The sequence below is a fragment of the Stutzerimonas stutzeri genome, assembly GCF_024448985.1.
Classification (GTDB): Bacteria; Pseudomonadota; Gammaproteobacteria; order Pseudomonadales; family Pseudomonadaceae; genus Stutzerimonas; species Stutzerimonas stutzeri_AP.
The window spans coordinates 258,792-275,155 of sequence record NZ_JAMOII010000003.1 but is presented as its reverse complement, the minus strand read 5'-3'; the positions used below and the strand labels follow the sequence as shown (position 1 = coordinate 275,155).

Sequence of the window (16,364 nt, the reverse complement as noted above, 5' to 3'; positions counted from 1 at the left end):
TACCTGCTTAGCAGTTGGCCGATGCGATGAAGCAGATCCGCGAGCTGCAACGCATGCAGGCAAGAGACCATGAAAGCGAAAGCTCTCAAGGAGGCTGTGGAGATCGCCCGTTCGCGAAAAGAATTGCGCCCACTCACCCTTGTTGCCGGGGGACGACCATTGAAGCTGTTAGTGAAAGTCTCGGTGTGTCGCGCTCGCAACTGACGGCTCGAATCAAGCAAGCCAATGAAGACTAGAGAGCTCGTCGTCGGCGTATCCCTGACGATAAGGCTCTGGTGGAGGATAAAATCTGCGATCTCCAACTTGCCCAGGCTATAGCTAACGCCGGGTCTGGGCACCTCTGCGCAGGTAGGCCGAACCGGTGGCTGATGAAGCGGGTTGATCGAGCCATGCGCGACCACAACCTGCGACTGGAGAGGAGGCGAAAGCAACCTGGGGGCAGCGCGTCGTCATGAAGACCGAGTAGCCGTGGAGGAGAGCAACACCCGTCGGTGTTCGGACGGCTTTGGATTTCGCTGTGATGATGTGACCGCCTGCGCGTGACGTTCGCCCTGGACTGTTGTGATCGAAGCGGAGTAAAAATCTGACGTTTCTTAAGCTAGGCGCCCATAAAAAAATCCAGTCACCGCTAAGTGACTGGATTTTAGGTTTTGGTCGGGACGGAGTGATTCGAACACTCGACCCCTTGCACCCCATGCAAGTGCGCTACCAGGCTGCGCTACGCCCCGACTGTTGCCATCAGCACTGCTGAAAGCGGATCGAACTATACATTAAGCATCTGAATATGTGAAAGTTTTTTATGCAGCATCGCTTAGTTCTTGAGGAGTTGAAGCACATCCTCAAGTTCGGTAATCACTTGCCGGATCAGTTGTTTGTACTGAGTGGTGTCATCTCGGGCCTCATCACCAGACATTCGCTGACGAGCCCCTCCGATAGTGAATCCCTGCTCGTAAAGCAGCGACCGGATCTGCCGAATCAAGAGGACGTCCTGACGCTGGTAATAGCGTCGGTTGCCTCGCCGCTTCACCGGGTTCAGCTGGGGAAATTCCTGCTCCCAATAGCGCAGCACGTGTGGTTTTACCGCACACAGCTCACTTACCTCACCGATAGTGAAGTAGCGCTTGCCAGGTATCGTCGGCAATTCGTCGTTATGACTTGGTTCCAGCATACGCTTCGACTCTGGCTTTTAATTTTTGGCCTGGCCGGAATGTCACGACACGACGCGCCGTGATTGGGATTTCCTCGCCGGTTTTCGGATTACGCCCGGGGCGCTGTCGCTTATCGCGCAAGTCGAAGTTGCCGAAACCGGACAACTTTACCTGTTCGTTATGCTCGAGCGCCTGACGGATTTCTTCGAAAAACAGCTCGACCAACTCCTTGGCCTCGCGCTTATTCAAGCCTAGCTCTTCATATAGACGTTCCGCCATTTCAGCTTTCGTCAGAGCCCCCATACGCTATTTCCTTAACGTGGCGTTGAACCTTTCTTCCAGGGAGGAGAGGATTTGCTGCATCGCACCACTCACCTCGTCCTCGTTTAGAGTGCGCGAAGGGTGTTGCCAGGTCAAGCCGACTGCCACACTTTTGCTAAGGGGATCAATACCTTTACCCTGATACACATCAAATAGCTTGAGGTCTGTCAGATTCTCGCCTGCGGCCTTACGAATGCATAGCAACACATCATCAGCCGGAACTTCACGTGCCACCAGAATCGCCAGGTCGCGACGCACTTCAGGGAAGCGGGATAGCTCACTGAAACGCGGTAGCCGACCCTCGCTGATTTCGGCGACCAGCAGCTCAAACAGATAGACGGGCTGATCGATACCCAGCGTGGCGGCCAGTTCAGGATGAAGACTTCCGATATATCCGACCAGACGCCCTTCCCGCTCGATTCGAGCAGTCTGTCCAGGATGTAAAGCAGGATGCTCGGCGGCGGAAAAACGATAGGAGGCAGAGTCACCGGCATACCCGAGTAAGGCTTCTACGTCGGCTTTTATGTCATAGAAGTCAGCTGCGGCTCTATCGTTGCCCCAACCCTCCGGCAACCGGCTGCCGGTGATGACACCCGCCAACATCGGCTCCTGCTTCAACTCGCCAAGCTGACCGACAAAACGTAGGCCGCTCTCGAACAGACGCACCCGCGTCTGCTGCCGGTTCAGGTTGTATTGCAATGCCTTGATCAACCCTGGCCATAGCGTCGCGCGCATCGCCGCCATGTCCGAGGAAATCGGGTTGGCCAATTGCAGCGGCTCGACACCAGGGCTAAACAGCTCGAACATTTTCGGATCGATGAAGCTGTAGGTGATCGCTTCCTGGTAGCCACGGGCAACCAGCAAGCGGCGCAGAGCGGGCAACTCGGCTCGGGATTCAGGGTTGGCTTCGGGGGCCAGACGTGCCTGGGGATAACGCACCGGTAAGCGGTCGTAACCATACAGACGGCCCAATTCCTCGATCAGATCTACTTCGAGGCTGATATCGAATCGGTGGCTGGGCACGCTGACTTCCCAAGACTCATCTCCCAGCTCAGCAACACCCAGACCCAGCGCTGACAATAGCGAGACGACCTGATCGCCCGCCATGCTTAACCCCAGCATCTGTTCTATTCGATCCTTGCGCAACAGAACCGGTGCAACGCGGGGGAGATCGGCTTCGCTAGCGACTTCGATTACGGGCCCGGCGCTGCCGCCGACTATCTCCAGCAGCAGCGTAGTGGCCCGCTCCATGGCCCTACGAGCCAGCTGGGAATCAACCCCTCGCTCGTAGCGATGCGAGGCGTCGGTATGTAGACCATAGGAGCGCGCCTTGCCGGCAAGGGCAATGGTGTCGAAGAAGGCACTCTCCAGGAACAGATCCTGTGTCGCGCCACTCACACCGCTGTGCTCACCCCCCATGACCCCAGCAATCGCGAGGGCACGCTGGTGGTCGGCGATGACCAAGGTATCGCTGCGCAGAGTCACTTCCTGCCCATCAAGCAGGACGAGTTTCTCCTGATCCTCAGCCATCCGAACCCTGATCCCTCCTTGAATCTCGGCTAGGTCGAATGCGTGCAGCGGCTGCCCAAGTTCGAGCATCACGTAGTTGGTGACATCTACCACCGCATCAATACTGCGGATATCGGAACGACGCAACCGCTCGACCATCCACAGCGGAGTGGGTCGCGACAGGTCCACATTACGAATCACGCGTCCGAGGTAGCGCGGACAAGCTGTGGGCGCCAACACCTCTACGGGACGTACCTCATCGTGGCTCGCAGCCACCGGAACGATATCGACTGGAGCGACCTTCGCGCCGTAGATGGCGCCTACCTCACGTGCAAGCCCCGCGATAGAGAGGCAGTCGCCACGGTTTGGCGTCAAGCCTATCTCGATGCTCGCATCATCCAGGCCGAGATACACTCGAAGATCGCTACCAACGGGGGCATCACCAGCCAGCTCCATCAGTCCACTGTCGTCTGTACCAACCTGCAACTCGGTTTCCGAGCAGAGCATGCCGTTGGATTCGACGCCGCGAAGCTTCGCTTTCTTGATCTTGAAGTCGCCCGGCAGCTGCGCGCCGATCTGCGCAAAAGGAATCTTCAGCCCCTGGCGCACATTGGGCGCACCACAGACTACCTGAAAGGTTTCGCTGCCATTGCTGACCTGGCAGACGCGCAGCTTGTCCGCATCCGGATGTTGCTCGGTGCTCAGCACCTCGCCCACGATAACGCCACTGAACTCACCAGCCACGGGGGTGACCGCATCCACTTCGAGGCCTACCATTGACAGCCGCGCTACCAGTTCCTCACGGGAAACTTGCGGATTGACCCACGTACGCAACCACTGCTCGCTGAATTTCATCCTGCTCTCCTAGTATTTCTTTGACTGGACTCTGGACCTAGCGGAATTGCGCCAGGAACCTCAGGTCGTTATCGAAGAACAGGCGTAAGTCGTTGACGCCATAACGCAGCATGGCAAGCCGCTCGGCTCCCATACCGAAAGCGAAACCCTGATATTTCTCCGGATCGATACCGGACATGCGCAGCACATTCGGATGCACCATGCCGCAGCCCATCACCTCGAGCCAACCGGTCTGTTTGCAGACGCGACATCCCTTTCCGCTGCACATGACGCACTGCATGTCCACTTCGGCCGACGGCTCGGTGAACGGAAAGAACGAGGGCCGGAAACGGACGCCCAGCGGCTTTTCGAAAAACACGCGCAGGAACTGCTCAATGGTGCCTTTCAGGTCTGCAAAGCTGATGCCCTCGTCAACGAGCAAACCTTCGACCTGATGGAACATCGGGGAATGGGTGATATCCGAATCGCATCGATAGACACGCCCCGGGCAGACGATGCGGATTGGGGGCTGCTGCGACTCCATCGTGCGCACCTGAACCGGCGAGGTATGGGTACGCAACAGCATGTTGGCGTTGAAATAGAAGGTGTCGTGCATCGCCCGGGCAGGATGATGGCCGGGGATATTGAGCGCTTCGAAGTTGTGGTAGTCGTCTTCGACTTCAGGCCCCCCGGCAACGCTATAGCCGATATGGCTGAAGAACTGTTCGATCCGCTCTAGTGTTCGCGTCACCGGATGCAGTCCACCGGAGGCCTCTCCCCGGCCTGGCAATGTCACATCGATCCGCTCGGCGGCGAGCTTGGCGCTCAGCGCAGCTTGCTCAAGATCCGCCTTCTTGGCATTCAACTCATCCTGAACACGGCTCTTCGCCGCATTGATGAGCGCACCGGCCTTGGGACGCTCATCCGCGGACAGTTTGCCCAGCGTTTGCATAACTTGGGTCAGCTCGCCTTTCTTGCCGAGATACTGAACCCGGATCTGCTCCAGGGCGTTGATGTCTTGACTATGTTGCACCGCCTCAAGCGCTTGCGAGACCAGTGCATCCAGGTTTTCCATGTACAACCTCCAGAGGTTCTTGCAGAACCGCACCAGACGATCAGCACACAGGCTGTACGCGCGGTGCATTTTTGCAAATGCCCCTTCAGATACGAAATAGGGGAAGAGCACAAGGCTCTTCCCCTATCGGTGACGCTACGAATCCGAAGATTCGATTGTCGATGGGCTTAGGCCAGAGAAGCTTTGGCTTTTTCGACAATGGCAGCAAAAGCTGCTTTTTCGTTCACTGCCAACTCGGCCAGAACCTTACGGTCGATCTCGATAGCCGCTTTTTTCAGGCCAGCGATGAAACGGCTGTAGGACAGACCATTTACACGAGCGCCGGCGTTGATACGAGCGATCCAAAGAGCGCGGAACTGACGCTTCCGCTGACGGCGGTCACGGTAGGCATATTGGCCAGCCTTGATCACCGCCTGCTTGGCAACACGGAACACACGCGAACGAGCGCCGTAGTAGCCTTTGGCGAGTTTCAGAATTTTCTTGTGACGGCGACGAGCGACGACGCCACGCTTAACACGAGCCATGAGTTATTCCTCTGAGTCTTGACCGAATTAACGAACGCGCAGCATGCGCTCTACTTTTGCGTTGTCAGACGGGTGCATCAGAGATGTACCACGCAGCTGACGCTTACGCTTGGTAGACATTTTGGTCAGGATGTGGCTCTTGAAAGCGTGTTTGTGCTTGTAGCCATTCGCCGTCTTCTTGAAGCGCTTCGCAGCGCCACTTTTAGTCTTCATCTTTGGCATGTTCGGTACTCCACAGTGTGGGTGATTTCAAATAACCGCAAGGCCTGCCAGTGCCCTGGTGGTTACTTTTTCTTCTTGGGAGCGATGACCATGATCAGCTGGCGTCCTTCCATCTTAGGATGCTGTTCGACCGAACCGTATTCAGCCAGGTCACCTTCGACCCGCTTCAACAGTTCCATCCCCAGCTCCTGATGGGCCATCTCACGACCGCGGAATCTCAACGAAACCTTGGCCCTGTCCCCGTCACTCAGGAAACGTACCAGGTTGCGTAGCTTGACCTGGTAGTCGCCTTCTTCCGTCCCTGGACGAAACTTTACTTCTTTAACCTGGATCTGCTTCTGGTTCTTCTTCGCCGCAGCGACCTGCTTCTTCTTCTCGAACAGGTGCTTGCCGTAATCCATGATCCGGCAAACGGGAGGAACCGCATCGGCGGAAATTTCCACCAGATCCAATTTGGCTTCTTCAGCTATACGAAGCGCTTCATCAATAGAGACGATGCCAACCTGCTCGCCATCAGCACCAATCAAACGGACCTCACGAGCCGAGATATTCTCGTTGATCGGGGCCTTGGGTGCAGCTCGTTTATCCTGTCTCATTTCACGCTTAATAGTCATTACTCCAATTCTTGGCGACCACGCCGGGAAACCGCTTGTGCCAGCAACTGGGTAAAGTCATCCAGGGGCATGGAGCCCAAATCGACGCCTTCACGGGTGCGCACAGCAACGGCTCGTGTCTCGACTTCCCTGTCTCCGATAACCAAGAGATAGGGAACCTTGAGCAAGGTATGCTCGCGGATTTTAAAGCCGATCTTTTCGTTTCTCAAGTCGGACTTGGCACGGAAGCCGCTTTGATTGAGTGTTTTCTCCACTTCCAGAGCGAAATCAGCCTGCTTGTCAGTGATATTCATCACCACAGCTTGCGTCGGAGCCAGCCAAGCGGGGAAAGCGCCCTCGTAGTGTTCGATGAGAATACCGATAAACCGCTCGAACGAGCCGAGAATGGCACGGTGCAGCATGACCGGATGCTGGCGATCGTTGTTCTCGCTGACGTATTCGGCGCCCAGGCGGATCGGCAAATTGAAGTCCAACTGCAGAGTGCCGCACTGCCAAACACGCCCCAGACAATCCTTCAGCGAAAACTCAATCTTCGGCCCATAAAAGGCGCCCTCGCCCGGCTGCAGATCGTACGGCAGACCAGCACTGTCGAGCGCCGCCGCCAATGCCGCTTCGGCGCGATCCCACAGCTCATCGGAACCGACACGCTTCTCTGGACGCGTGGAGAGCTTCAGCTCGATGTCCTGAAAGCCGAAGTCCGAATAAACCGACTGAGTCAGCTTGATGAAGGCCGCCGACTCGGATTGCATCTGCTCTTCGGTACAGAAGATATGCGCATCGTCCTGAGTGAAGCCGCGCACCCGCATGATGCCATGCAGCGCACCCGACGGCTCGTTACGGTGACAGGCCCCGAATTCAGCCAGGCGCAGCGGCAGTTCGCGGTAGCTCTTCAAGCCCTGGTTGTACACCTGCACGTGGCACGGGCAGTTCATCGGCTTGATCGCGTAGTCGCGACTCTCCGATTCGGTGGTGAACATATTCTCGGCGTAGTTGGCCCAGTGCCCGGACTTCTCCCACAAACTGCGATCAACGACCTGAGGCGTGCGAATCTCCTGATAGCCGTTTTCACGCTGCACGACACGCATGTATTGCTCAAGCACTTGATACAGGGTCCAGCCATTCGGGTGCCAGAACACCATGCCCGGCGCTTCTTCCTGGGTATGGAACAGGTCCAGACGCTTGCCTATCTTGCGGTGATCGCGCTTCTCGGCTTCCTCGATACGCTGGATGTATGCCGCCAGCTGCTTCTTGTCAGCCCAGGCGGTGCCATACACGCGCTGCAGCTGCTCGTTCTTCGCATCACCGCGCCAATAAGCACCCGACAGCTTGGTCAGCTTGAAGGACTTGAGGAAGCGCGTGTTAGGCACGTGCGGCCCGCGGCACATGTCGACGTATTCTTCGTGGTAGTACAGCCCCATGGCCTGCTCGTCTGGCATGTCTTCAACCAGACGCAGCTTGTAATCTTCACCGCGCGCCTGGAACACCTCGATGACTTCCGCGCGGGGCGTGACCTTCTTGATCACGTCGTACTCGGTATCGATCAGCTGCTTCATGCGCTGCTCGATTGCAGCCATATCGTCCGGGGTAAAGGGGCGCTCGTAGGCGATGTCGTAATAGAAACCTTCCGCAATTACCGGCCCGATGACCATCTTAGCGGTCGGATAGAGCTGCTTGACCGCGTGCCCGACCAAGTGCGCACAGGAGTGGCGAATGATCTCCAGCCCCTCCTCGTCCTTTGGCGTAATGATCTGCAGAGAAGCGTCCTGCTCGATCAGATCACAAGCATCGACGAGCCTGCCGTCAATCTTGCCGGCTACGGTTGCCTTGGCCAGGCCCGCACCGATGGACTGCGCTACTTCAGCAATAGAAACCGGATGATCGAATGAACGCTGACTGCCGTCAGGAAGAGTAACGATGGGCATGGCGCCTCCTCTCCTAGTGGTGACCCCTACCAAAGGCCACATGGGTTGGGATGAGCCAGGAAAGCGGCCTGCCGGATAACCTGCCGCACGGTGGCAGGAGCCCTAAGGCTGATCGAGGCGGACCGAAGTCACTGGAAGTACGGGAGCACGGATGCTTTCAGAAAGCCGCCGCACAGACAAGCAAGGCATAAAAAAAGGGTCGCTGGCGCGACCCTTTCTCGGAATTTGGTAGGCACAATTGGATTCGAACCAACGACCCCCACCATGTCAAGGTGGTGCTCTAACCAACTGAGCTATGTGCCTCCGATGGACGCGCATTCTAGAGATCCGCCGGAGGGAGTCAAGCGCTTTTTAGCTAAACCACTGATATTTTTGGAATCAGGGGCGCCCTTCTTCTTTGATATGGCATCACAGTTCCGGCAGCGCTAGCATCCTCGTCAAATATTTGGAACAGGACACTCAGAATGTCGAACATACCGTACCCGTCTTCGTATTACGCAGCTTCGGCGAATCCAGCACCCGCGCGCGGCGCCCTGGACAGTAGTATCGAAACTGACGTTTGCGTCATCGGCGCAGGCTATACAGGACTGTCAAGCGCACTGTTCCTGCTGGAGCAAGACTTTCGGGTCGTCGTTCTGGAGGCGGCGAAAGTCGGCTTCGGCGCATCCGGGCGCAATGGCGGCCAGATCGTCAATAGCTACAGTCGCGATATCGACGCGGTCGAACGCAGCGCCGGGAGCGACGAAGCACGCCTGATCGGAGCGATGGCATTCGAAGGCGGACGAATCATTCGCGAGCGAGTCGCGCGTTATGGCATTGATTGCGATCTGAAGAACGGAGGCGTGTTCGCGGCGTTCAATCCCAAGCAGATGCGTCATCTGGAAGCTCAAAAATCGCTCTGGGAACGCTACGGTTACGATCAGCTGGAGATGCTCGATCACGACGGCATTCGAAATGTCGTGTCCTGCGATCGTTATATCGGCGGCATGCTCGATCACGGTGGCGGCCATATTCACCCACTCAACCTCGCCCTGGGCGAAGCGGCGGCGATCGAATCGCTCGGTGGCGTTATCTATGAGCAGAGCCCGGCAATCCGTATCGATCGAGGAAGCAACCCGCGTGTGCATACTCCAAACGGGCAGGTGACGGCTAAGTTCGTAGTGATTGCCGGAAATGCTTATCTTGGAGCGCTGGTTCCCGAGTTGGCGGCGAAATCCATGCCCTGCGGTACGCAAGTCATCGCTACCGAGCCCCTCGACCCTGAGCTCGCGGCGAGCTTGTTGCCACAGGATTACTGTGTCGAGGATTGCAATTACTTGCTCGATTATTTCCGCCTCTCCGCTGACAAACGCCTGATCTACGGTGGCGGAGTGGTCTACGGCGCGCGTGATCCAGCCGATGTCGATTCGGTCATCCGACCCAAGATGCTCAAGACGTTCCCTCAATTGCAAAACATCAAGACGGACTACGCCTGGACTGGCAACTTTCTGCTGACGCTGTCCCGCTTACCTCAAGTCGGCCGGCTAGATGACAACCTCTATTATTCCCAAGGGTGCAGCGGCCACGGCGTCACCTATACCCATGTGGCGGGAAAGGTAATCGCCGAGGCTTTACGGGGACAGGCCGAACGCTTCGATGCCTTTGCTAGCCTGCCTCATTACCCATTCCCTGGAGGACAAACCTTCAGCGCACCGCTCAGCGCGCTCGGCGCGCTCTACTACAGCCTGCGAGACAGAATTGGGTTCTGACCGATCACAACACCGGACACGGCGGAGGCTCCTGGCACGCAATAGCTTCGCCGTGTCTTGGAGGCAGCTCCGCCTTGAATCGCTCGTCGTCTGGCACGAGCCGTGCGGCGCATGCACGAGCGGCGGATGACTGCGCAGGGCATCCCCGCTCCACCAATACCTGCGAGAGGTTGAACCAGCCAGCCGCAAAAGTATCATCGCGCTGAACACTGGTCCGCAGCGCTCGCTCGGCGGCATGTTTGTCACCTTGCGCATATTGAGCATTGGCCAGCGCAAACCAGGCCAACCCGCTGTCCCAATGCTCGGCTGCAGTCTCGTAAGCACTCATTGCCGCATCCTCATGATCCGTTTGCTCAAGATCGTTCGCAGCCTTCAGCCAAACCGTCTCCCTGGCAGTGCGAGGCAGTTGATCAGGCGCCACGGTCACTACGGCCCAGCGTTTTCCCTTGGCCCAGCTTCGTTCGAACTGATGAAAGCTGCCGGTCCAGCGTCGAGTGGTCCCGGAACGCAGTACGACAGTCTGAGCCGCAAGGTCATATCCCACCACGACCGCAAAGTGCCACTGAGGCCAGCGATCGAAAGCAAGATTTTGCAGCACCAGAACAGGGTTCCCCGCCGCCACTTCGGCCAACACCGCCTCCAGCCGAGGCTCCAACGGATAAACCAGCAAATCATGCGCTCGGGCAGCGGCTACCATTTCGACCTGCAGGCTGCCCTTGCGCTGCGGAAGATAGACCCTCGGAACGAGATCTTCCGGCGCGGTCGCAACGCCACGTTGGGTAAGCATTGTGGCAAGCGCTGCAGGTCCGCATTGATAGTCTTCCTGCGGGAAGAAAGGAACCTCATCCAATTCAACCCGCTCGGGGAGCCCTACGGAACCGATCGGAATGATCGGCGCCCGCGCACACGCCCCGAGAAGGACTATCGCTAACAGCAGGATTAGCTGCCTGATCAACGATTGATACAGTTGATGAAGTTAAAAATGTTGGTGGCGCACAGCATGTCCGTGATGATGAAAATCACCAGAAACAGAACGATGACCCCAACCACTCCGGCACCGGCAGGTGCCTGATCAAGTTGTTGATTGAACTGTGCGAGTTCCGCCGGTGTCAGGCTGTTGATTCGCTGCTCAACCTGATCCCGCTCGACGCCCATCGACACCAACTTTTTCTGAACGTCTTCATCTTCGAGCATCGTCAGCAATTGCTGGCGATCCACCTGCTGTTGATGCTCAGCGATAACCTCCGGGGTGCCGATCATGGTTGCCTGGGCCAGCGGAATTTGTGCAAACAGCATGAAATGCAACGCGGCCAAAAGTGTGGCGACACGCTTCATCACGGACGAGTTGAACATGGCGGAACTCCTTATTCGTTAGCCCAGCGTAGTGTGCTCGGGCCGTCAGCAATAAGACGGCGTCTCTGTTCCGCCAGTTCCCTTTGAGCGTTATGGTTTCGCAGACAGAAACGTCCGACTTACCTGCCACGGATTCACACACATCGCGTCAAACGGCGTGATGTTCCCAAAACAAGGAAAACGCATGAAAACTACCTGTTCGATAACGCTGACGCTGTGCTGCACCATTCTGGCCGGTTGCCAATCATCGTCCCCCGAACCTGCACATTCGCCCAACGGCTCAGCCGACCGATGCGATACATCCGTCGTGGAGAAGCTTGTTGGAGAACAGGCGAGTCCGGAACTGCTCGATCGGGCCCGTCGCGAAAGCGGGGCTACGGTCGCTCGCATCATTCGCCCCGGGGACATCGTCACGCTGGAATACAACGCGCATCGTTTAACGCTCACGACAGACGAGGCACTGACAGTGCAGCGAGTTAGCTGCGGCTGATCCGACCATAGCCACGGTGTATGGCTGCGTAGGTGCCTGAGCGGCATGGCACCTGCGCTGGCGATAGCGTACCGCTACTGAGCCACTGCCCTGCGTGTCCGCAGGCCGGTCGCTGACAAAGGTTTGGGCGGGGTTAACAGGAAATAAAGGTCATATCTTTTGATGATGATCTGAGCCAGCAACGGCCCAAGTAGCCCGACCAGAGTGCCAACTACCAAATGCACCGGGATCGAATCAATACCCATAAAGCTGCCAAGGATGACTCGAACTCCACTTCCGGCCAGAATATGCGCCAGATAAATAGTCATCGAAGAAGCGCCGATGAACAGCAGCCAGTCCATACGAAACTGGCCCAGGCACATCGACAGCGCGATCATGAAGAAGATCGAAACAGTCGCCAACACCAGTACCGGCAGGCCGCCCACTTCCCAATTCAAGCCGAAGGTGATGTGAAACAAATATTGGCCAGCAACGAATAACGCGCCGAACAACAAGGTGAGCGAAACATAACGGGCCAGGAAAAACGCCTTGATTTCGTTGAACCAAACGCCTAGCGCGAAGAAAACCGCATTGCCGAAAATGAATCGGCCAATATTCCCCATTGCCATGTCCTGCTTGAAGACATAAAGCGCGCCGAAAGCCAGAAATACAGGAAGGAAATAACGGCGATCGACCTTGGCGTAGATAAAGGAACACACCACGAATACCAGGAATAGCGCGTAGAGGAACCAGAACTGCGCACGAGGCGACCAAAGCAGCGAGAACACCTGTCCTAACGTGACCTCTCCGTTGGTGTAGTTCGACAGCACTACCTCAAGCAGGCCCTGCAGTAAGGACCATACGATGAAGGGATAGACGATGGTGTCCACCTTGTTGACTATCAGTCCCGCCCTTCCACGCTTGATCAGCGAATCGTAAAAAAACAAACCGGATAAAAAGAAAAACAGCGGCATGTGGAAGCTGTAAATGATGCTATCGACGAGAAGATAGTTATCTTCATCCATCGGCAGCCCGGCATTGAACACCCCGCGCGCGACATGTCCGTAGACAACCAGAATGATCCCAATGGCTTTGGCGTAATCGACCCAGGGATTTCTCTCCTGCATCACATTCTCCTTGTTATGGGTAATACCAGACACATCGCAGCCAGACCTGGCGCAGATGGGAAGGGTAGACAAGGAAAAAAGCGATCCGTTTGATATAGGCGCCGAGCCGCTGCTATTCCCGACGGAATGCGACACAACTTCGGCGCCTGGATCAAGCGCGAGCGTTGAACTCAGCCGAGCAATTCGGCGAATGAGATAAAGGGCACCAAATCGCCATCTTTCAGTTGTCTGTGCTCGCGCACCTCGACCAACCCATCCGCCCAGGCGGCGCTACGTAGAATCGACGAACTCTGGTTGGAATACAGCACTGCCTTGCCCGATTCGAGACGCGCCCGCAGATATTCCCGTCGCTTGCCAGGCCTGGGCCAATCGAAGCTCGCAGGAATCTGAAAGCTCAGCGGCTCAACCTGTACCGCACCCATTCGGCGCAACAGGTAAGGGCGCGCCAACAGACCAAAGGTGACCAGCGTGGAAGCAGGATTGCCTGGCAAGCCAATGACGGCAACACCTTGATAACTTCCGCAAGTCAAGGGTTTGCCAGGCTTGATGGCCAGCTTCCACAGTGACAGTTCGCCCTCTTCTCGCAGCACCTGCCCAAGAAAATCTGCCTCACCAACCGAAACGCCTCCGGTAGAGAGAATCAGATCGACCTCATGCAGATCCGCCAGGCACTGGCGAACCCTTACCAAATCATCCGGCACGATCCCGGCGTCTATAACCTCGCATCCCAGGCGTTGCAGCCAATGACGCAACAGCATGCGATTGCTGTTGTAGATCTGTCCCGGCTGCAGCGTTTCACCCGGCTCGACCAGCTCGTCACCCGTGGACAGCAGCGCAACCTTGAGCTTTCGGCTCACGCTCAGCCGCGATACGCCTAATGACGCAGCGAGCCCCAGCTCGATCGGCCCCAGCCGAGCGCCGGCTGCTAGTACCTCATCTCCCGTTCGCGCCTCGCCACCCTGGGGACGAACGTGTTGCCCTCGCCTCACTGGCTCAAGGAAGCGCACTCGGCCATCGTCGAGCACCTCGACGTTTTCCTGCATTTCCACGCTATCGGCGCCGTCCGGCATCGGCGCGCCGGTGAAAATCCGCGCACAGCTGCCGGGCTCCAAAGGCTCAGGCTGGCTACCGGCGAAAATCTTCTGACTGACCCGAAGCGGTTGGCCTCGAAGATCGCTTTCGCGGATGGCGTAACCATCCATTGCGCTGTTCGGCCAGGGTGGCAAATCCAGTTGCGCAACCAGTGGTTCGGCCAGTATTCGTCCAACCGCATCCTCGATCGAAACGCTCTCGACGTCTTTGATTGCAGTGCTTTCTGCTTGCGTGAGCAAAGCATTGAGCGCCTGTTCCACAGGCATCAGCGCTGGCGAGTCGGTCAACGTCATGAGCGGCTCTCGCATGGCTCGGCCTGCTTGAGATGCGGCACGAAATTGCACGGACGATGACGCGCATCGAGCTGCTCAGCGAGAATGCCATCCCAGGCGGTTCTGCACGCATTAGTCGACCCCGGCAAGCAGCAGACAAGGGTCGAGTTCGACAATCCGGCCAATGCGCGAGATTGAACAGTCGAACTACCGATATCGCTAACCGATATCTGGCGAAACAGTTCGCCAAAGCCATCGACCTGCTTGTCCAATAGGCATCCAACCGCCTCCGGCGTACTGTCGCGACCTGTAAAACCAGTGCCTCCAGTGATCAATACGACCTGCACCATGTCCTCGGCGATCCAGCTCGCGACCTGCGCTCGGATCCGATACATATCATCCTTGAGCAGCACACGCGAAGCGAGTCGATGACCGGCAGCCTGCAGACGGTCGACGAGTAACTGCCCGGAGGTATCGGTTTCCAGCGAGCGAGTGTCACTGACCGTCAGGACAGCGATATTCAGCGGAACGAATGATTGATCGGCGAGGTGGCTCATAGGGGCATTCCGGTTGTTGGTCTGAATGCCGGGTGTTATATCACAAGCTTTTAATGGAGCCCTTGATGCAACGAAGCATGCTTGCCGATTGCTCAATCCTGCTGCTGGCGGGTGGTCGCGGGCAGCGGATGGGAGGCCAGGACAAAGGTTTGGTCGAGTGGCATGGCAAGCCGCTCATAGCCTGGCCGCATCGGATCGTACGGCCATTAACGGATGATCTGCTTATTTCCTGCAACCGCAACCATCAGCGATACGCAGCCTTCGCGGATCGAGTGGTTAGCGACGCCGAGCCGGACTTTCCCGGACCGCTTGCGGGCATACGCGCAGGCCTCGCGGCGGCTCGTCATCGCTGGCTCTTGGTACTGCCATGCGACGCACCGCTGATCGATGGCGCACTGCCCGCAGCCCTGCATGCAGCGGCTCGAGCGGAATCAAACGTACCCGTAATGGTTCGGCGAGGTGAGCAATGGGAACCGCTGTTTTGCGTCATCCCGGTCAGTCTTGCTTCTGCCGTCGAGGAGGCCTGGCGGGCCGGCGAGCGAAGCAATCGCAAGATACTGATGACGCTACGATCTCGCGCTCTCGAGCTTGATGAGCATGATCCTCGGCTTGCCAATCTGAACTCACCCGAACTGCTATCGGAACAAACGCCTCCAGATTGAACTTAGCGCCCTCGAACGCCGTCACAGACGCAACTAACCAAGAGGAGAAGCACTATGCGCGCAGCAACCGGACCCGCCTTGGCATTGTTGGTCGGACTGACCCTGCTAGCGGGCTGCTCGAACCCCAGCGTCATCACCCTAAACGATGGCCGCGAAATCCAGACAATGGACCATCCCCATTATGACGATGAAGCCGGCTTTTACGAGTACGAAGGCCTCGATGGCAAGCCGGGCAGAGTCAACAAGGATCAGGTTCGTACCGTCAAGGAACTTTAAAAACCGCCCTTCTGGTGCCAGGCGGCCTGCCGGGCACCACCAAATAGCTCGTTCTAACCTCTTGTGAAGCAAAAGTTTTTATGTAAAATGCGCGCCATCTTCGGAGCGTAGCGCAGCTTGGTAGCGCGTCTCGTTCGGGACGAGAAGGTCGCTGGTTCGAATCCAGTCGCTCCGACCAAAATCCCGATATTGGATAAACAGTCTGATATATACAAAACCGGCTAATGGCCGGTTTTTTTGTCTCTCAGTTTTGTGCTTTTCGTTCTCTCGGTTAGAGCAGCCAGGATCTGGCAACACAGCGCCCTGAAGCTCGGCGACTACTAACTTTCGTACCTCTCTCACTCAATAGCGCTTCAGACGCAGCGGCTCATTGACGCAGAAACCAGACGACCTGTTCGGTTTCAAATGGCCAATCCAATTCAGCCCCCGTATCGACTCGCCGGAGCACGGGTATACGCAGCCCATAGTCGTCGACCCATTCAGGCCTGTCCGCTATATCCATCAATTCCACCAGCAGACCATGCTCCACCAACGGCAACACGACTGCCTCGGCCTGCTCACATAGATGGCAGCCCAACGTTCCAAACAGTTGGCATTCAGGAAGATACATAAAGCGCTGCTCATTGAAACTGGCTGTAC

The 16,364-nt window shown here is 57.0% G+C and carries 18 protein-coding genes and 3 tRNA genes; 5 read left to right on the top strand and 16 right to left on the bottom strand.

Features of this window, described 5'->3' with window-relative positions; all coding sequences use genetic code 11:
- Positions 1-651: 651 nt before the first annotated feature.
- The 10 genes from NA647_RS06855 to NA647_RS06810 all read right to left on the bottom strand — a co-directional run bounded on the left by NA647_RS06855 (position 652) and on the right by NA647_RS06810 (position 8,472).
- Positions 652-728 (bottom strand) — tRNA-Pro (locus NA647_RS06855).
- 83 nt (positions 729-811) lie between these two features.
- A complete protein-coding gene (locus NA647_RS06850; RefSeq protein WP_131648511.1) occupies positions 812-1,168 on the bottom strand; it encodes a MerR family transcriptional regulator in 357 nt (118 codons plus the stop codon).
- Positions 1,149-1,451 (bottom strand): integration host factor subunit alpha, encoded by a 303-nt coding sequence (gene ihfA, locus NA647_RS06845; RefSeq protein WP_003282572.1) that lies wholly within the window; start codon positions 1,449-1,451, stop codon positions 1,149-1,151. The genes NA647_RS06850 and ihfA overlap by 20 nt, the downstream gene beginning before the upstream one ends.
- A gap of 3 nt (positions 1,452-1,454) precedes the next feature.
- Complete coding sequence (gene pheT, locus NA647_RS06840) at positions 1,455-3,833, bottom strand: phenylalanine--tRNA ligase subunit beta (RefSeq protein ID WP_256056985.1); 2,379 nt, start codon at positions 3,831-3,833, stop codon at positions 1,455-1,457.
- A 37-nt stretch (positions 3,834-3,870) separates the two neighbouring features.
- On the bottom strand, positions 3,871-4,887 hold the full coding sequence (gene pheS, locus NA647_RS06835; RefSeq protein ID WP_256056984.1) for a phenylalanine--tRNA ligase subunit alpha: 1,017 nt from the start codon (positions 4,885-4,887) through the stop codon (positions 3,871-3,873).
- 167 nt (positions 4,888-5,054) lie between these two features.
- Positions 5,055-5,411, bottom strand: coding sequence for a 50S ribosomal protein L20 (gene rplT, locus NA647_RS06830; protein WP_019339387.1), 357 nt, complete (start codon positions 5,409-5,411; stop codon positions 5,055-5,057).
- Positions 5,412-5,438: 27 nt separating this feature from the next.
- Entirely contained in the window at positions 5,439-5,633 is a 195-nt protein-coding gene (gene rpmI / locus NA647_RS06825) for a 50S ribosomal protein L35 (protein WP_019339386.1), read from the bottom strand.
- Between the two features lie 62 nt (positions 5,634-5,695).
- Complete coding sequence (gene infC, locus NA647_RS06820) at positions 5,696-6,247, bottom strand: translation initiation factor IF-3 (RefSeq protein WP_019339385.1); 552 nt, start codon at positions 6,245-6,247, stop codon at positions 5,696-5,698.
- On the bottom strand, positions 6,247-8,169 hold the full coding sequence (thrS, locus tag NA647_RS06815; protein WP_256056983.1) for a threonine--tRNA ligase: 1,923 nt from the start codon (positions 8,167-8,169) through the stop codon (positions 6,247-6,249). Before thrS ends, infC begins: the two co-directional genes overlap by 1 nt.
- A 226-nt stretch (positions 8,170-8,395) precedes the next feature.
- Positions 8,396-8,472: transfer RNA gene (locus NA647_RS06810), tRNA-Val, on the bottom strand.
- A gap of 161 nt (positions 8,473-8,633) precedes the next feature.
- Here NA647_RS06810 and NA647_RS06805 point away from each other — a divergent pair.
- Positions 8,634-9,917 carry an NAD(P)/FAD-dependent oxidoreductase gene (locus tag NA647_RS06805; RefSeq protein WP_256056982.1) on the top strand — a complete coding sequence of 428 codons (1,284 nt, stop codon included), beginning with the start codon at positions 8,634-8,636 and terminating at the stop codon, positions 9,915-9,917.
- 4 nt (positions 9,918-9,921) lie between these two features.
- On the opposite strand, the gene NA647_RS06800 is transcribed toward NA647_RS06805, so the two are convergent.
- Both NA647_RS06800 and NA647_RS06795 read right to left on the bottom strand, forming a co-directional pair.
- A complete protein-coding gene (locus tag NA647_RS06800; RefSeq protein WP_256056981.1) occupies positions 9,922-10,872 on the bottom strand; it encodes a PA2778 family cysteine peptidase in 951 nt (316 codons plus the stop codon).
- Positions 10,869-11,270, bottom strand: a complete 402-nt coding sequence (locus NA647_RS06795) for a PA2779 family protein (protein ID WP_256056980.1) — start codon at positions 11,268-11,270, stop codon at positions 10,869-10,871. Before NA647_RS06795 ends, NA647_RS06800 begins: the two co-directional genes overlap by 4 nt.
- Before the next feature lie 184 nt (positions 11,271-11,454).
- Here NA647_RS06795 and NA647_RS06790 point away from each other — a divergent pair, with 184 nt between their 5' ends.
- Entirely contained in the window at positions 11,455-11,760 is a 306-nt protein-coding gene (locus tag NA647_RS06790; RefSeq protein WP_256056979.1) for an I78 family peptidase inhibitor, read from the top strand.
- A 74-nt stretch (positions 11,761-11,834) separates the two neighbouring features.
- Here NA647_RS06790 and NA647_RS06785 read toward each other — a convergent pair whose 3' ends face one another.
- From NA647_RS06785 to moaB, 3 genes are all read right to left on the bottom strand, one after another.
- Positions 11,835-12,866: an acyltransferase family protein gene (locus tag NA647_RS06785; RefSeq protein ID WP_256057077.1), complete on the bottom strand. Its 1,032-nt coding sequence runs from the start codon at positions 12,864-12,866 to the stop codon at positions 11,835-11,837.
- 170 nt (positions 12,867-13,036) lie between these two features.
- Positions 13,037-14,251: a gephyrin-like molybdotransferase Glp gene (gene glp, locus NA647_RS06780; protein ID WP_256056978.1), complete on the bottom strand. Its 1,215-nt coding sequence runs from the start codon at positions 14,249-14,251 to the stop codon at positions 13,037-13,039.
- Positions 14,248-14,787: a molybdenum cofactor biosynthesis protein B gene (gene moaB / locus NA647_RS06775; RefSeq protein ID WP_256056977.1), complete on the bottom strand. Its 540-nt coding sequence runs from the start codon at positions 14,785-14,787 to the stop codon at positions 14,248-14,250. Before moaB ends, glp begins: the two co-directional genes overlap by 4 nt.
- A gap of 65 nt (positions 14,788-14,852) precedes the next feature.
- Here moaB and mobA point away from each other — a divergent pair, with 65 nt between their 5' ends.
- The 3 genes from mobA (at position 14,853) to NA647_RS06760 (ending at position 15,903) form a co-directional block, all read left to right on the top strand.
- Entirely contained in the window at positions 14,853-15,449 is a 597-nt protein-coding gene (gene mobA / locus NA647_RS06770) for a molybdenum cofactor guanylyltransferase MobA (RefSeq protein WP_256056976.1), read from the top strand.
- A gap of 54 nt (positions 15,450-15,503) precedes the next feature.
- Positions 15,504-15,725: a YgdI/YgdR family lipoprotein gene (locus NA647_RS06765; protein ID WP_256048215.1), complete on the top strand. Its 222-nt coding sequence runs from the start codon at positions 15,504-15,506 to the stop codon at positions 15,723-15,725.
- A 101-nt stretch (positions 15,726-15,826) separates the two neighbouring features.
- Positions 15,827-15,903 (top strand) — tRNA-Pro (locus NA647_RS06760).
- 189 nt (positions 15,904-16,092) lie between these two features.
- Here the strand turns inward: NA647_RS06760 and NA647_RS06755 are convergent.
- The gene (locus NA647_RS06755; protein ID WP_256048214.1) at positions 16,093-16,335 is read right to left on the bottom strand and encodes a glutaredoxin family protein; all 243 of its coding nucleotides are present in this window, start codon (positions 16,333-16,335) and stop codon (positions 16,093-16,095) included.
- Positions 16,336-16,364 lie beyond the last annotated feature (29 nt).

Bases quoted from the DNA above. Each gene is read 5' to 3' on its own strand.
- NA647_RS06850 (WP_131648511.1), bottom strand. From the start codon at position 1,168: ATGCTGGAACCAAGTCATAACGACGAATTGCCGACGATACCTGGCAAG.
- ihfA (WP_003282572.1), bottom strand. From the start codon at position 1,451: ATGGGGGCTCTGACGAAAGCTGAAATGGCGGAACGTCTATATGAAGAG.
- pheT (WP_256056985.1), bottom strand. From the start codon at position 3,833: ATGAAATTCAGCGAGCAGTGGTTGCGTACGTGGGTCAATCCGCAAGTT.
- pheS (WP_256056984.1), bottom strand. From the start codon at position 4,887: ATGGAAAACCTGGATGCACTGGTCTCGCAAGCGCTTGAGGCGGTGCAA.
- rplT (WP_019339387.1), bottom strand. From the start codon at position 5,411: ATGGCTCGTGTTAAGCGTGGCGTCGTCGCTCGTCGCCGTCACAAGAAA.
- rpmI (WP_019339386.1), bottom strand. From the start codon at position 5,633: ATGCCAAAGATGAAGACTAAAAGTGGCGCTGCGAAGCGCTTCAAGAAG.
- infC (WP_019339385.1), bottom strand. From the start codon at position 6,247: ATGACTATTAAGCGTGAAATGAGACAGGATAAACGAGCTGCACCCAAG.
- thrS (WP_256056983.1), bottom strand. From the start codon at position 8,169: ATGCCCATCGTTACTCTTCCTGACGGCAGTCAGCGTTCATTCGATCAT.
- NA647_RS06805 (WP_256056982.1), top strand. From the start codon at position 8,634: ATGTCGAACATACCGTACCCGTCTTCGTATTACGCAGCTTCGGCGAAT.
- NA647_RS06795 (WP_256056980.1), bottom strand. From the start codon at position 11,270: ATGTTCAACTCGTCCGTGATGAAGCGTGTCGCCACACTTTTGGCCGCG.
- NA647_RS06790 (WP_256056979.1), top strand. From the start codon at position 11,455: ATGAAAACTACCTGTTCGATAACGCTGACGCTGTGCTGCACCATTCTG.
- NA647_RS06785 (WP_256057077.1), bottom strand. From the start codon at position 12,866: ATGCAGGAGAGAAATCCCTGGGTCGATTACGCCAAAGCCATTGGGATC.
- glp (WP_256056978.1), bottom strand. From the start codon at position 14,251: ATGACGTTGACCGACTCGCCAGCGCTGATGCCTGTGGAACAGGCGCTC.
- moaB (WP_256056977.1), bottom strand. From the start codon at position 14,787: ATGAGCCACCTCGCCGATCAATCATTCGTTCCGCTGAATATCGCTGTC.
- mobA (WP_256056976.1), top strand. From the start codon at position 14,853: ATGCAACGAAGCATGCTTGCCGATTGCTCAATCCTGCTGCTGGCGGGT.
- NA647_RS06765 (WP_256048215.1), top strand. From the start codon at position 15,504: ATGCGCGCAGCAACCGGACCCGCCTTGGCATTGTTGGTCGGACTGACC.
- NA647_RS06755 (WP_256048214.1), bottom strand. From the start codon at position 16,335: ATGTATCTTCCTGAATGCCAACTGTTTGGAACGTTGGGCTGCCATCTA.